Genomic DNA, 14,952 nt, shown 5'->3' on the forward strand with positions numbered 1-14,952 from the left:
TGTCCGTTCGGCGCGGGCCCACGGAGCGAGACCGGAGTGAAGGAACCCTGACGAAGGAAGGGCCCAACCAGGAGCACAAGCCCTTGGTTACTTGGGGCTTTATCAAGTAACTCGCCGAAGGCGAAACGTCTGCCCCCAGGCAGACGCCCTTGATCTTGATCTTGATCTTGATCTTGATCTTAAGCGCTTATAAAACAAAAACGCCCCGAAGACCGGGGCGTTTTCGCAAAGCACTACCTCAAATCAATGCGACACCGCACCACTGGCCCCCAGGCCCGTCTGCGAACGCACAAACTGCGGGAAGAACAACGCACGCTCACCCTCCGCCGCCTTCGACTTATCCGTAATCGAGAAAAACCAGATCCCGACAAACGCAATCGCAATCGAAAACAACGCCGGATACTCGTACGGGAAAATCGCCTTCTCATGATGCAGAATCTGCACCCAAATCGTTGGGCCCAGAATCATCAACACCACCGCACTGATCAACCCCATCCAGCCGCCGATCATCGCGCCACGCGTCGTCAGATTTTTCCAGTACATCGAAAGCAACAACACCGGGAAGTTACAGCTCGCCGCAATCGAGAACGCCAGGCCCACCATGAACGCGATGTTCTGACTCTCGAACGCGATACCCAACAGAATCGCCACGACCGCCAACGCCACCGTGGTGTACTTCGACACACGGATCTCGTCTTTCTCGTTGGCCTTGCCCGCCTTGATCACACTGGCATACAAGTCGTGGGACACCGCCGATGCACCGGCCAATGTCAAACCTGCCACCACCGCCAGGATGGTCGCGAACGCCACCGCCGAGATAAAGCCCAGGAACAGACTGCCACCGACCGCATCGGCCAGGTGAACCGCTGCCATGTTATTACCGCCGAGCAACGCGCCCGCCGCGTCCTTGAACGCCGGATTGGTGCTGACCAAGAGGATCGCGCCAAAGCCGATGATGAAGGTCAGGATATAGAAGTAGCCGATGAAACCGGTCGCGTAGAGCACCGACTTACGGGCTTCCTTCGCATCACTCACGGTGAAGAAGCGCATCAGAATGTGTGGCAGGCCCGCGGTGCCGAACATCAGCGCCAGACCCAGCGAAAACGCCGAGATCGGATCTTTCACCAGACCGCCCGGGCTCATGATCGCCTCACCTTTCGGGTGAACCTTCACGGCTTCGGAGAACAGCACGTTGAAGTCGAAGTTGACGTGCTTCATCACCATCAACGCCATGAACGACGCACCGGAGAGCAGCATCACCGCCTTGATGATCTGTACCCACGTGGTCGCCAGCATGCCGCCGAATAGTACGTACAGGCACATCAGGATACCGACGAGCACCACCGCCACCGCGTAGTCCAGACCGAACAGCAGCTGGATCAGCTTGCCGGCGCCGACCATCTGCGCGATCAGGTAGAACGCCACAACCACCAGCGAACCGCAGGCGGACAAGGTACGGATTTCCTTCTGCTTCAGGCGGTAGGACGCCACGTCAGCGAAGGTGTACTTGCCCAGGTTACGCAGGCGTTCGGCGATCAGGAACAGGATGATCGGCCAGCCGACGAGGAAGCCAATGGAGTAGATCAGACCGTCGTAGCCGGAGGTGTAGACCAGCGCGGAAATCCCCAGGAATGACGCCGCCGACATGTAGTCACCGGCAATGGCCAGACCGTTCTGGAAACCGGTGATCTTGCCGCCTGCCGAGTAATAGTCCGACGCTGTCTTGTTCTTTTTCGACGCCCAGTAAGTGATGTAGAGGGTGAACCCGACGAAGACCACAAACATGATGATCGCCGACACGTTCAACGGTTGCTTCTGCACCGCACCGGTCAGCGCTTCGGCTGCCCAGAGTGTCGGCGCGAAAGCGGCAAGGCCAAAGGCCGCAAGCAGGCGCCGGATCATTGCTGCGCCTCCTTCAGAATGGCGTTGTTCAGGTCATCGAATTCGCCGTTTGCGCGGCGAACATAGATGGCGGTCAGAACGAACGCGGACACAATCAGCCCGACGCCGATCGGCATACCCCAGGTGATGGTTGATGTGGCGCTGAGTTTAGCGCCGAGAATCTGAGGTCCATACGCAATCAGAAGGATGAATGCGGCATAGAGCCCAAGCATGATTGCCGAGAGAATCCAGGCGAATCGTTCCCTTTTCGAGACCAGCTCCTTGAAGCGCGGGCTGTTCTGAATCGAGAGGTAAATGCTGTCGTTCATTGTTTTTGTCCTCGCAGCACAGATGGATGTCACGGTTTGCACTTTAGTCCGCTCTGCGATGCACTCCAGACGACCTTAGTATTAGAACGACATTAGTTGATGTTCGAAGAATTGCCTCATTCGCCCGAGGCAGATCGCAACTTAAGGTTGCGGCAATAAAAAACCGCCTGGCGATGGCTCGCCAGGCGGTTCGGTAAGACGTTAAATCTTTGTGACCGATTACTTACCGGTCCACTCCTTGACGCGATCCGGGTGCTTGGCGACCCAGTCCTTCGCCGCCGCTTCGGGCTTGGCGCCGTCCTGGATGGCGAGCATGACTTCGCCGATTTCATCCTTGCTGGTCCACTGGAATTTCTTCAGGAAATCCGCCACGTCCGGGGCCTTCTTCGCCAGATCCAGGCTGCCGATGTTGTCAACGGTTTCAGCCGCACCGTAAACACCCTTTGGGTCTTCCAGGAACTTCAGTTTCCACTTCGCGAACATCCAGTGCGGCACCCAGCCGGTCACCGCGATAGATTCTTTCTTGTTTTCGGCACGGGTCAGCTCGGCAATCATGCCGGCGCCGGAACTGGCCTGCAGCTTGTAACCGTCGAGGCCATAATCCTTGATCGCTTGATCAGTCTTGATCATCACGCCTGAACCGGCGTCGATGCCGACGATTTTCTTCTTGAAGGATTCGTCGGTCTTGAGGTCCGCCACCGAGTTGGCTTTCACGTACTCAGGCACGATCAGGCCGATTTTCGCGTCCTTGAAGTTAGGCCCGTAGTCGGTGACCTTGTCCTTGTTCTTGGTCCAGTACTCGCCGTGGGTCACGGGCAGCCAGGCAGACAACATCATGTCCAGTTTGCCGGTCGCGACGCCCTGCCACATGATCCCCGCCGCAACGGCCTGCAGCTTCACCGGATAACCCAGTTTCTGCTTGATCACCTCGGCAGCCACGTTGGTGGTTGCAACACTGTCGGACCAGCCATCGACGTAACCGATGCTCAGCTCGGGTTTGGCGTCGGCATGGGCCAGCGTGGAACTGATGGCCAGTGCCAGCGCGGCACCGACACCCAGGATTTTTCGCATCGTCATTTTCACTTCCCCGGTAGTCCAGAACCCGACAGCGGTCGGGTATCGTTAACGTTCTTATAACGTCGCACTCGCGCCCTGGTTCGGGGCACGCCACGCGTTTCACGCTTCCACCACGTGCCTGCGCAGACGCAATCGCTGCGTGGACGATTGATCATCGACCCCCACACACCTTGTGCCTTTCCTGCCAGCGACACCCAGCCACCCGGTAAACGACATCACCGCGCCATCAACGACAGACAGGTCGTAAAGAGGCTAGCGGGTCGTCCGGAAATTGCATGGTTTACAAAAGCGCTGACAGGATGAGGTGTGTAGCCGCGTCATCTTGCTAATATGCCGCCCTTCGCCTCACTTCGGCCCCATCATGTCCGCACCGTCCCGCTCGCCTGTCGTCCTCCTTTATCTGTTCTCCTGTGTGATTGCGCTGCTTGGCCTGTGCGGCTACTGGTACTGGCTGGGCAAGCCGGTGATTCTGCCTGACGCCGCCACGCCGACCCACAAACTGCAATGCGCGTCCTACACGCCGTTCGACAAGGACCAGTCCCCGTTCGACCAGCCCTTCACCCTGCGCCCCGCGCGGATGGACGCTGACCTGGCGCTCCTCGCGACGCGCTTCGACTGCGTACGCACCTATTCAATGACCGGCATGGAGGCGCTGCCCGACATCGCCCGCAAGTACGGCCTCAAGCTGATGCTCGGCGCTTGGGTCAACGGCAATCCGGTCGACACGGCCAAGGAAATCAAGGCGCTGGTGACGGCAGCGAACACCCACCCGGATGTGGTGACGGCGGTGATCGTCGGTAACGAGAGCCTGTTGCGCAAGGAAGTCACCGGCGCTCAACTGGCCACGCTGATTCGTCAGGTGAAAGCGCAGGTCAAGCAGCCGGTCACCTATGCAGATGTCTGGGAATACTGGCTGCAATACCCGGAAGTCGCGCCTGCCGTGGATTTCCTGACGATCCATCTGCTGCCGTACTGGGAGGATGATCCCACCGGCATCGACGAGGCCCTGGCCCACGTCGCGCAGATCCGTGAAACGTTCGGCAAGCAATTCGCACCCAAGGACATTCTCATCGGCGAAACCGGCTGGCCCAGCGAAGGCCGCCAGCGTGAAACCGCGCTGCCCAGCCGGGTCAACGAGGCCAAATTCATTCGCAGTTTCGTCGCGATGGCCGAGCAACACGGCTGGCGCTACAACCTGATCGAGGCGTTCGACCAGCCGTGGAAGCGCCAGTCCGAAGGCGCAGTGGGCGGTTACTGGGGACTGTTCGATGCAGATCGCCAGGACAAAGGCGTGCTGGCCGGACCGGTATCGAACCTGCCGTTGTGGCCATTCTGGTTGACGGTCAGTGGCGCGATTGCCTTGCTGGCCCTGGCGTGGGCGGGTCGGGTCAGTCATGCACGCAGCGCGCTGATGCTTCCGTTGCTGGCGGCGTTCGCCGGGTGCTGCATCGGCACCTGGGGTGAACTGGCCCGGGTGACCAGCCGCTTTGCCGGCGAATACCTGTGGGCCGCGGCGCTGGTGACGCTGAATCTGCTGGTGCTCGCCCATGCGGCGCTGGCGTTGTCGGCCCGCGCAGGGTGGCGCGAGCGTGCGTTTGCCTGGCTGGACGCTCGTGGCGGATGGTGGTTGTACGCCAGCGGGTTCGCGGCGGCGGTGATGATGCTGGCGATGGTGTTTGATCCGCGATACCGCAGTTTCGCGACCGCGACGCTGTGGGTGCCCGCCCTGGTCTACCTGATCCGCCCGGTGGCGGCACCACGTCGGGAGATCGGCCTGCTGATGTTCATCGTCGGCGCGGGCATCGTGCCGCAACTGTTTCGCGAGGGCTTGAGCAATCCCCAGGCGTGGGCGTGGGCGGTAGTGAGTGTGTTGATGGCGCTGGCACTGTGGCGCAGCGTGCAGATCAGCGCTCGGGTGAACGCAACGAGCAATGCGCAGGCGATGGCCGACGCTGTGTAACCGAGTGTGCAGGGCGACGGATACATTGTGTTACCGCCGAAGGACTGAAAAGCCCGCAGGCGGGTAACACGGAAACAGAATTCCGTTACACGGCAGGGATGCCAAACGATCGGATTTCGCAAACCATTGATTCGCAAGGGTTTACAAAAGTTGGCACGCACCCTGCTATATCTCCTGCATAACAAGAACAAAATGTGAAAACCCAATAAAAATAAGATGAATCGGCTCTGACATAACAAGAACAACGGCACAGAGACGCAGCCAACAGATTTTTTTGGAGTAGAAACGCTTTACCGAGGCTTAGGCCTCGCAGCCCGACCGAGAATAATAAAACTACCCTCAGGTAGCGGCCAGAACGGGTTGGATCACCTCTCGCAGAAGAGGAATCAAAGCAGGTCAGCGCTCAAAAAAATACGTTTGCTCTTGTATCCCGTATGGGGATCACCGAAAGACGCTGTAGAGGGACCGGTTGCCAATAACAACAACAGACCGCCCTACAACAATAAGAAAGAGCACGTGCAACGATTTAAAGGGGAGCCTCGGCTCCCCTTTATGCTGTCCGGCGTTTGGCGTTTGAAGCCGGGCCCGTTGTGAAGTCAGGCCCGTTGATGACGCACCAGGCGCAACCCGGCAATCACCACCGCGAACACCGCCAGACTGGCCGTGTACAGCACCAGCGCCAATATCCCCAGCAGCAAGCCGACCACTGCAAGCGCTCGACCAACCTGACGCGGAATAAAGAACGCGATCAGCGATGTGATCAGCGCGCCCCATCCGAACACGCCGAAATGAATCCACAGGCCCAGGTTCGAGCGCAACTGGCACTGCCATTTCGACGCCTCGTCCGCGCAGATTCCTACCCATTGCACGTCTTCCATCAGGCCGTAACGCAAGCCGTAACTGACGGCGAGCCACAGCGCCAGAACGAAAAACAGCACCACCAACGGCAGACGACGGGACACGACACACTCCAGAAAATGACCAACGGCGCGCAGCATAGCCGGAGCGGCCGGGGCAAAACCATACGGGCAATAAAAAGCACGAGCAGACAGGCCAGAAGTGCCATAACCTGTATCGTCGCGGAGGGTCATGCGAGAGTCACTTGCCGTCACGGCACTTTGGCACTACACCCGTGTCATAGCCTGCGTATTTCAACAGCACATCATTCCCAAGGGATTCAGTCATGCTTCGTTTTCTGCGCCTCGCCGCCTTATCAGGCGGCCTGTTTTTGAGTGCGTCCGTGATGGCGGTCGATATCGATCCGTCCAGCTATGGCTTCCCCTTGACCAATCCGTTCGAAGCGACCATCGCCACGACCCCACCGGATTTGCGTGCCAAGGTGCCTGAAGACGCCGACATCGATCAGGACGATTACAGCCTCACCATGCGTCCGGAGCGTGAGTTCACACTGCCGGACAACTTCTGGGCCGTGAAAAAACTGCGTTACCGCCTCGCCAAACAAGACCACCCTGCGCCGTTGATCTTCCTGATCGCCGGCACCGGCGCGCCTTATAACAGCACCCTTAATGAATACCTGAAGAAGCTTTACTACGGCGCCGGTTACAACGTCGTGCAGCTTTCGTCGCCGACCAGCTACGACTTCATGAGCGCCGCCTCACGTTTCGCCACTCCTGGCGTGACCAAGGAAGACGCCGAAGACTTGTACCGCGTCATGCAGGCCGTTCGCGCCCAGCAGTCCAAACTGCAGGTCACCGAGTATTACCTGACCGGTTACAGCCTCGGCGCACTGGATGCGGCGTTCGTCAGCAAACTCGACGAAACCCGTCGCAGCTTCAACTTCAAGAAAGTGCTGCTGATCAACCCGCCGGTGAACCTGTACACCTCGATCACCAACCTCGACAAGATGGTGCAGACCGACGTTAAAGGCATCACCAACAGCACGACGTTCTATGAACTGGTGCTGCAGAAGCTGACCCGCTACTTCCGCGAAAAAGGCTACATCGACCTGAACGATGCGCTGCTGTATGACTTCCAGCAGTCCAAGCAGCACCTGTCCAATGAACAGATGGCCATGCTGATCGGCACCTCGTTCCGGTTCTCTGCAGCCGACATCGCCTTCACCTCCGACCTGATCAACCGTCGCGGTCTGATTACCCCGCCGAAGACCCCGATCAGCGAAGGCACCAGCCTGACGCCGTTCCTCAAGCGCGCGCTGCAGTGTGATTTCGATTGCTACGTGACCGAGCAGGTCATCCCGATGTGGCGTGCCCGTACCGACGGCGGCAGCCTGCTGCAACTGGTTGATCAGGTCAGCCTGTACGCGCTGAAGGATTATCTGGCGAGCAGCAAGAAGATCGCCGTGATGCACAACGCCGATGACGTGATCCTCGGCCCGGGCGACCTCGGTTTCCTGCGCAAGACTTTTGGCGATCGCTTGACCGTTTACCCTTACGGCGGTCACTGCGGCAACATGAACTATCGCGTCAACAGCGACGCCATGCTGGAGTTTTTCCGTGGCTAAACGTCTATTGCTTATCGCCGCCCTCCTCTGCGCTGGCGCCGTCCACGCGGCCGACGCGCCGATCGTTTCCCAGGCAGCCCCGGTCCAGCGGATCGACAACCCGGACGGGTTCACCGAGCCGTTGAAGTCGCTGAAATTCAACCCGGGTCTGGATGCTCAGGAGTTCGAGCGTTCGTCCCTCAACGCGCTGAATGTCTACGATCCGCTCGAATCCTGGAACCGCCGGGTTTACCACTTCAACTATCGCTTCGATGAGTGGGTGTTCCTGCCGGTGGTCAACGGCTACAAATACGTGACACCGAGCTTCGTGCGCACGGGCGTCAGCAACTTCTTCAGCAACCTGGGCGATGTGCCGAACCTGCTGAACAGCCTGCTGCAGTTCAAAGGCAAGCGTTCGATGGAAACCACCGGCCGCCTGATCGTCAACACCACCCTGGGCATTGCCGGGCTGTGGGACCCGGCGACCCTGATGGGCCTGAAGAAACAGAGCGAAGACTTCGGTCAGACCCTGGGTTTCTATGGCGTACCGGCCGGCCCGTACCTGGTCCTGCCGATCCTTGGCCCGTCGAACCTGCGTGACACCGGCGGTCTGGTCTTCGACTTCACCGCTGAGTCGCAGATCAACTTCCTCAACGTCGCCCAGGTCAGCGAAGACCATCCTGAGCTGTACCTGCTGCGCGCCATCGACCGTCGCTACACGACCAGCTTCCGCTACGGTCAGATGGACTCGCCGTTCGAGTACGAGAAAGTGCGTTACGTGTACACCGAAGCCCGCAAGCTGCAGGTGTCCGAGTAATCGCCTCATTGTAGGAGTGAGCTTCCTCGCGAATACGTTATTACGGCCGCTGGAGATCTGGCGGCTATAAACCTATTCGCGAGCAAGCTCGCTCCCACACTTCGCCCAGACCCATCGCCAAACCCGATCATTCCCCCGCAAAAACGTCACCCATCCATCGCCCCAACAGGCCTACCATAGGCGCCATTCCCCTTCTGCCGGAGTGAGCCCCATGCCTCAATTTCGTAAAGTGCTGTCGATCCAGGCCGGCCAACCGACGTCCGACGGTGCTGGCGTCAAGCTGACCCGTGTGTTCGGCGGGCCAGGCATCGAAGCCTTCGACCCGTTCCTGATGCTCGACGAGTTCGGCTCCGAGAACCCCGACGAGTACATCGCCGGCTTTCCGCCCCACCCCCATCGCGGATTCGAGACCGTGACCTACATGCTCGAAGGCCGCATGCGCCATGAAGACCACATGGGCAACGTCGGCCTGCTGCAAGGCGGCGGTGTGCAATGGATGACCGCTGCGCGCGGGGTCATCCACAGCGAGATGCCCGAGCAGGAAGAAGGCGCCATGCGCGGCTTCCAGCTGTGGCTCAACCTGCCGGCCAAATCGAAGATGGGCGACGCCGGTTACGACGACATTCAACCCGAGCGCATTCCGCGCATCACCACGCAAAGCGGCGTCGACGTTGTGGTGATCGCAGGTCAGTTCGACGACGGCCAGGCGTCCCAGGCAGGCGCCGTGCAGCGTCCGGACACCGAGCCACAGTATTTCGATTTCCACATGCCCGCCGGCAGCCACACCAGCCCGCGCGTCGCCGAGGGCCATCGGGTGCTGCTGTACGTGTACGAAGGTGAAGTCGAAATCGCAGGACAGCCGCAGAAACTGGGTACGAGCCGTCTCGCGCGATTGTCGGAAAGCGGCGAGATTCAGCTGAGCACCCAGACGGGTGCCCGCGTGCTGCTGATCGCTGGCAAGCCCCTGGGCGAACCGATCGTGCAATACGGGCCGTTCGTGATGAACAGCCGGGAAGAAATCGAACAGGCGCTGCGGGATTTCCGGGATGACAAGCTCACGGCTTGACCGCCCTGGACCCGGCATTCAGCAGAGCAACTACTCCGAACGCAGGAACCGCATCAACTCATCCTTCTGGGCCATCGCGTCGCGGCGGCCCAGCTCGATGAGTTCACTGCAATAACCCGATTCGAACAACAGATAGCTCAGCACCCCAGCCCCGCTGGTCTTGGTCGCACCCGGGCCGCGCAGAAACGTGCGCAGCGCCGGGGGCAATTCGCGGCGATGACGGGCGGCGATTTCATCGATGGGCTGGCTGGGCGAAATCACCAGCACTTCGACCGGCGCCAGGGACTGAATGGGCGTCGAGTCTGACGACTGCGGCCTGGGCACGTCGGGCCCGGGCAGCATGCGGCTGACCAGATTCAGCCGTTCCAGCAATTCAATGTCACTCTCCAGGCTGTCAATGAACGTACTGTTGAGCATGTGCCCGCCGATCTGCGCGAGGCTCGGTTGCACGCCACGGACCGCTCGCGGCACGGGCGGGTTCGCGCCGGGGCCACGGGGGTTGCCGCTGACGCCCACCACCAGCACGCGGTTGGCCCCCAGGTGCAGCGCCGGACTGATCGGCGCCGACTGCCGCACCGCGCCGTCACCAAAATATTCCTGCCCCAGTTTCACCGGCGCGAACAGCAACGGAATTGCGGAGCTGGCCAGCAGATGGTCAATGGTCAAGCGCGTCGGCAGGCCGATCCGGCGATGCCGCAGCCAGGATTCGATCGTGCCCTTGCCCTGATAAAACGTAACCGCCTGCCCCGACTCGTAACCGAATGCGGTGATCGCCACTGCGCGCAGATGCTTTGCTTCGATGGCTTCGTCAATGCCGTCGAGGTTGAGACGTGCGGTCAGCAGATCCTTCAGCGGTGAGCTGTTGAGCAGCGCCACCGGCACCTGTTGGCGACCGATGCCCAGCAGGCTGCGACCGAAGAACCGCGCCGCCTGCCGAACGACGCCGGGCCAGTCACTGCGCAACACTTGATGGCTGCGAAAGCCCTGCCAAAACTCAGTGAGTTCGTGAATTGCCGTACGAAATTGCGCAGCGCCGCTGGCCAGCTTTACCGCGTTGATCGCCCCGGCGGAAGTGCCGACGATCACCGGAAAAGGATTCTTGGCGCCGACCGGCAGCAGGTCGGCGATGCCCGCCAGCACGCCCACTTGATACGCCGCACGAGCGCCGCCGCCGGACAGGATCAGCCCGGTCACTGGCTCGACGCCGGGAGCCAAGGCTGAGGCGTTGCGCACCGCGTGTTGTTCTGTGGCGCTTGTCGTCATGGGGTCTCAGCTCTTGGTTTCAGCCACGCTTCTTGTACAGCTTCGGCTCGCCCGGCGGCCGACTCTTGAAACGCCGGTGCGCCCACAGATACTGCTCGGGGCATGCGGTGACGGCGCGCTCGACCCATTGATTGATGCGAATGCAGTCGGCCTCGTCGCTCTCCCCCGGAAAATCGCTCAGAGGCGGATGGATCACCAGCTTGTAGCCACTGCCATCGGCCAGACGCTCCTGAGTGAACGGCACGACCAGCGCGTGGCCGAGCTTGGCGAATTTGCTGGTGGCCGGCACGGTGGCGGCCTGAATGCCGAACAGGGGCACGAAGATGCTCTGCTTGGCGCCGTAGTCCTGATCCGGCGCATACCAGATCGCCCGGCCCTTGCGCAGTTGCTTGATCATGCCGCGCACGTCTTCGCGCTCGACGGCGATGGAATCCATGTTGTGGCGCTCGCGGCCGCGTCGCTGAATGTAATCAAAGAGCGCGTTCTTGTGCTCGCGGTACATGCCGTCGATGGTGTGCTGCTGGCCGAGCAAGGCCGCGCCGATTTCCAGGGTGGTGAAGTGCAGCGCCATGAGGATCACGCCATGGCCGTCCAGCTGCGCCTGCTTTAAATGATGAAGGCCTTCGATGTGCGCCAACCGCGCGAGACGGGGCTTGCTCCACCACCAGCTCATGGCCATTTCAAAAAACGCGATGCCGGTGGAGGCGAAGTTTTCTTTCAGCAGGCGTTTGCGCTCGGCCTTTGAATACTGGGGGAAACACAGCTCGAGGTTGCGCGCGGCAATCACCCGCCGATCGGTTGCCTGGTAATACATGACCCAGCCCAACGCACGGCCAATCACCAGCAACACGCGAAACGGCAACTGCACGATCAGCCAGAGCAAGCCCAGCCCCAGCCACAGCAGCCAGAAGCGGGGATGAAGAAAATGAGCTCGAAAACGCGGGCGATCCATTACAGCTTCCGTCAGGACAAAGGCGGGCATTCTACATCGGTTCGCGCGGATCGTGCCGCCGTCGGTTGCGCCTCCCTTGCGGCTGGCGGGCGTTATCGTTATAAGTCTCGGCACTTTTAGCGACAAGCCGCTGTATGCCGACATGAGCCAAATCGAATTGCAAGACAAGGACCCCGTGTTCCAGCTGAAGGGCAGCATGCTGGCCATCACTGTGCTGGAACTGGCCCGCAACAACCTCGAAGCGCTGGATCGTCAACTGGCGGCAAAAGTCGCCCAGGCGCCGAACTTCTTCAGCAATACACCGCTGGTGCTGGCCCTCGACAAACTGCCGCCGGATGAAGGCGCGATCGACCTGCCGGCGATGATGCGCATCTGCCGTCAGCACGGTCTGCGCACCCTGGCCATTCGGGCCAACCGGATTGAAGACATCGCCGCCGCCATTTCCATCGACCTGCCGGTGCTGCCGCCTTCGGGCGCGCGCGAGCGACCGCTTGATCCGACGGAAGGCGAAGTCAAAAAGAAGCCGGAAATCATCGAAAAGCCGCCCGAGCCGCTGATCAAACCGACCAAGATCATCACCGCCCCCGTGCGCGGCGGTCAGCAGATCTACGCCCAGGGCTCGGATCTGGTGGTGATTTCCTCGGTCAGCCCCGGCGCCGAACTGCTCGCCGACGGCAATATTCATGTGTACGGCCCGATGCGCGGCCGCGCGCTGGCGGGGATCAAAGGCGATACCAAAGCACGGATTTTCTGCCAGCAAATGGTCGCCGAACTGATCTCGATCGCCGGCCAGTACAAGGTGTCCGAAGACCTGCGCCGGGATCCGCTGTGGGGCGCCGGGGTGCAGATCAGTCTGTCCGGCGACGTGTTGAACATCACCCGTCTTTAACGGATACTGCGCCATTTTTAAGCCACTCTGATTCGTCGCGAAAACGACGCGAAGGCACCGGGACGTTCGGGATATTTTTTTGTTCGCCCGAACAGGAATTCCTTCACGGGTTCCGATCACCGCCCTCGCCCGCTTTAGTTGCGCCGTCATGAGGGGCTCTTCAGGGACTCAACGTCCTTTTCCTCTAGGGGTGATACACCTTGGCCAAGATTCTCGTGGTTACATCCGGCAAGGGTGGTGTGGGCAAGACCACCACCAGCGCCGCCATCGGTACCGGTCTCGCACTGCGCGGCCACAAAACAGTTATCGTCGACTTCGACGTCGGCCTGCGTAACCTCGACCTGATCATGGGTTGCGAGCGTCGCGTCGTTTATGACTTCGTCAACGTAGTCAACGGCGAAGCCAACCTGCAGCAGGCGCTGATCAAGGACAAGAAGATCGAAGGTCTTTACGTCCTCGCTGCCAGCCAGACCCGTGACAAGGATGCGCTGACCAAAGAGGGCGTTGAAAAAGTCCTGATGGAACTCAAGGAAACCTTCGAGTACGTCGTCTGCGACTCCCCTGCCGGTATCGAAACGGGCGCTCACCTGGCGATGTATTTCGCCGACGAAGCCATCGTCGTGACCAACCCTGAAGTGTCTTCGGTCCGTGACTCGGACCGCATGCTGGGCCTGCTGGCCAGCAAGTCCCGCCGCGCCGAGCGTGGCGAAGACCCGATCAAGGAGCACTTGCTCCTGACCCGTTACAACCCTGAGCGCGTGAGCAAGGGCGAGATGCTGGGCGTCGAAGACGTCAAGGAAATCCTCGCGGTGACTCTGCTGGGCGTGATTCCGGAATCCCAGGCCGTACTCAAGGCGTCCAACCAGGGCGTGCCGGTCATCCTTGATGATCAGAGCGACGCCGGCCAGGCGTACAGCGATGCCGTTGACCGTCTGTTGGGCAAGGACCGTGAGCACCGCTTCCTGGACGTACAGAAAAAAGGATTTTTCGAACGCCTGTTCGGGGGTAACTGATGAGCATTTTTGACTTCTTTCGTGCCAACAAAAAGCCCAGCACCGCGTCGGTAGCGAAAGAGCGTCTACAGATCATCGTGGCGCATGAACGCGGCCAACGCAGCACACCGGATTACCTGCCCGCCTTGCAGAAGGAGTTGGTCGAGGTGATCCGCAAGTACGTCAATATCGGCAACGATGACGTGCATGTCGCCCTTGAAAACGACGGCAGCTGCTCGATTCTGGAACTGAACATCACCCTGCCTGATCGTTGATCGAGAAGGCAGTCGCCACGGCGGCCCGGTTGCCTGAATCCCTTTAAGGAGTCAGGCAAGCGCGCCGCCGTTGGCGTTATTGAAGACCTGTTTTCTGCGCCGCGATGGCTGCTGCGATCGCGGTGCACCTGTTTGAGTGATGAGGCGTTCAATGCCGCTGTCCAACGTTCATATCCTCCACCAGGACGACGCTGTCCTGGTGGTGAACAAGCCCACCCTGCTGCTTTCGGTCCCTGGTCGCGCTGACGATAACAAGGACTGTCTGATTACCCGCCTGCAGGAAAACGGCTACCCCGAGGCGCGAATTGTCCATCGGCTGGATTGGGAAACCTCCGGGATCATTTTGCTGGCCCGTGACGCGGACACCCACCGTGAGTTGTCCCGGCAGTTTCATGACCGCGAGACGGAGAAGGCTTACACGGCACTGGCGTGGGGCCAGCCAGACCTGGACAGTGGCAGTATCGATTTGCCGTTGCGTTACGACCCGCCAACCAAGCCGCGTCATGTGGTGGATCATGAATTGGGCAAGCATGCGTTGACGTTCTGGAAGGTGCTGGAGCGGTATGACACCCATTGTCGGGTCGAGCTGACGCCGATTACGGGGCGGTCGCATCAGTTGCGGGTGCATATGTTGTCGATCGGGCATCCGTTGCTGGGTGACGGTTTGTATGCCAATCCGGAGGCGCTGGCGGCGTATCCGCGGTTGTGTCTGCACGCGAGCATGCTGGCGTTCACCCATCCGGGGACGGGCGAGCGGGTTCGGTTCGAGTGCCCGGCGCCGTTTTGATCGTTGTTGTGGCTCTGCCTAACGGCAGAGCGTTTCGCCTTCGGCGAGTTACTTGGAAAAGCACCCCAAGTAACCAAGGGTGCTTGCTCTCGGTTGGGCCCTTCGTTCCTCAGGGTTCCTTCACTCCGGTCCCGCTCCGTGGGCCCGCCGCCATCCGCCATCCATGGCGGGGGGCGGCTCTCGCGGCATCCATGCCGCTCGGC

The 14,952-nt window shown here is 60.4% G+C and carries 14 protein-coding genes; 8 read left to right on the forward strand and 6 right to left on the reverse strand.

Annotated features, from left to right (window positions below; genetic code table 11):
- Positions 1-243 precede the first annotated feature (243 nt).
- From QMX88_RS25840 to QMX88_RS25850, 3 genes are all read right to left on the reverse strand, one after another.
- Positions 244-1,902 carry a cation acetate symporter gene (locus tag QMX88_RS25840; RefSeq protein ID WP_192170958.1) on the reverse strand — a complete coding sequence of 553 codons (1,659 nt, stop codon included), beginning with the start codon at positions 1,900-1,902 and terminating at the stop codon, positions 244-246.
- Positions 1,899-2,210: a DUF485 domain-containing protein gene (locus tag QMX88_RS25845; protein ID WP_108122019.1), complete on the reverse strand. Its 312-nt coding sequence runs from the start codon at positions 2,208-2,210 to the stop codon at positions 1,899-1,901. Before QMX88_RS25845 ends, QMX88_RS25840 begins: the two co-directional genes overlap by 4 nt.
- Before the next feature lie 219 nt (positions 2,211-2,429).
- Complete coding sequence (locus QMX88_RS25850) at positions 2,430-3,287, reverse strand: glycine betaine ABC transporter substrate-binding protein (protein ID WP_192170957.1); 858 nt, start codon at positions 3,285-3,287, stop codon at positions 2,430-2,432.
- Positions 3,288-3,648: 361 nt separating this feature from the next.
- Between QMX88_RS25850 and QMX88_RS25855 the strand changes: the two genes are divergently transcribed.
- A complete protein-coding gene (locus tag QMX88_RS25855; protein WP_282373110.1) occupies positions 3,649-5,247 on the forward strand; it encodes a glycoside hydrolase family 17 protein in 1,599 nt (532 codons plus the stop codon).
- A gap of 596 nt (positions 5,248-5,843) precedes the next feature.
- On the opposite strand, the gene QMX88_RS25860 is transcribed toward QMX88_RS25855, so the two are convergent.
- Entirely contained in the window at positions 5,844-6,209 is a 366-nt protein-coding gene (locus QMX88_RS25860; RefSeq protein ID WP_282373111.1) for a hypothetical protein, read from the reverse strand.
- A 221-nt stretch (positions 6,210-6,430) separates the two neighbouring features.
- Here QMX88_RS25860 and QMX88_RS25865 point away from each other — a divergent pair, with 221 nt between their 5' ends.
- The 3 genes from QMX88_RS25865 to QMX88_RS25875 all read left to right on the forward strand — a co-directional run bounded on the left by QMX88_RS25865 (position 6,431) and on the right by QMX88_RS25875 (position 9,591).
- Positions 6,431-7,729, forward strand: a complete 1,299-nt coding sequence (locus tag QMX88_RS25865) for a serine/threonine protein kinase (RefSeq protein ID WP_065986875.1) — start codon at positions 6,431-6,433, stop codon at positions 7,727-7,729.
- Entirely contained in the window at positions 7,722-8,525 is an 804-nt protein-coding gene (locus tag QMX88_RS25870) for an MlaA family lipoprotein (RefSeq protein ID WP_192170954.1), read from the forward strand. Before QMX88_RS25865 ends, QMX88_RS25870 begins: the two co-directional genes overlap by 8 nt.
- Before the next feature lie 211 nt (positions 8,526-8,736).
- Positions 8,737-9,591 carry a pirin family protein gene (locus QMX88_RS25875; protein ID WP_282373113.1) on the forward strand — a complete coding sequence of 285 codons (855 nt, stop codon included), beginning with the start codon at positions 8,737-8,739 and terminating at the stop codon, positions 9,589-9,591.
- A 30-nt stretch (positions 9,592-9,621) separates the two neighbouring features.
- Here QMX88_RS25875 and QMX88_RS25880 read toward each other — a convergent pair whose 3' ends face one another.
- Both QMX88_RS25880 and QMX88_RS25885 read right to left on the reverse strand, forming a co-directional pair.
- Positions 9,622-10,854, reverse strand: a complete 1,233-nt coding sequence (locus QMX88_RS25880) for a patatin-like phospholipase family protein (RefSeq protein WP_282373114.1) — start codon at positions 10,852-10,854, stop codon at positions 9,622-9,624.
- 19 nt (positions 10,855-10,873) lie between these two features.
- Positions 10,874-11,806, reverse strand: a complete 933-nt coding sequence (locus tag QMX88_RS25885; RefSeq protein ID WP_282373115.1) for a lipid A biosynthesis lauroyl acyltransferase — start codon at positions 11,804-11,806, stop codon at positions 10,874-10,876.
- A gap of 142 nt (positions 11,807-11,948) precedes the next feature.
- Between QMX88_RS25885 and minC the strand changes: the two genes are divergently transcribed.
- From minC to QMX88_RS25905, 4 genes are all read left to right on the forward strand, one after another.
- Positions 11,949-12,695: a septum site-determining protein MinC gene (gene minC / locus QMX88_RS25890; protein WP_074890214.1), complete on the forward strand. Its 747-nt coding sequence runs from the start codon at positions 11,949-11,951 to the stop codon at positions 12,693-12,695.
- Positions 12,696-12,895: 200 nt separating this feature from the next.
- Entirely contained in the window at positions 12,896-13,708 is an 813-nt protein-coding gene (gene minD, locus QMX88_RS25895) for a septum site-determining protein MinD (protein ID WP_037013830.1), read from the forward strand.
- Complete coding sequence (gene minE, locus QMX88_RS25900) at positions 13,708-13,962, forward strand: cell division topological specificity factor MinE (RefSeq protein WP_037013831.1); 255 nt, start codon at positions 13,708-13,710, stop codon at positions 13,960-13,962. The genes minD and minE overlap by 1 nt, the downstream gene beginning before the upstream one ends.
- Positions 13,963-14,113: 151 nt before the next feature.
- A complete protein-coding gene (locus tag QMX88_RS25905; RefSeq protein ID WP_282373116.1) occupies positions 14,114-14,749 on the forward strand; it encodes an RluA family pseudouridine synthase in 636 nt (211 codons plus the stop codon).
- The last annotated feature ends 203 nt before the right edge of the window (positions 14,750-14,952 follow it).

Origin of the sequence: Pseudomonas sp. PS02290, assembly GCF_029960075.1 — a bacterium.
Taxonomy (GTDB): Bacteria; Pseudomonadota; Gammaproteobacteria; order Pseudomonadales; family Pseudomonadaceae; genus Aquipseudomonas.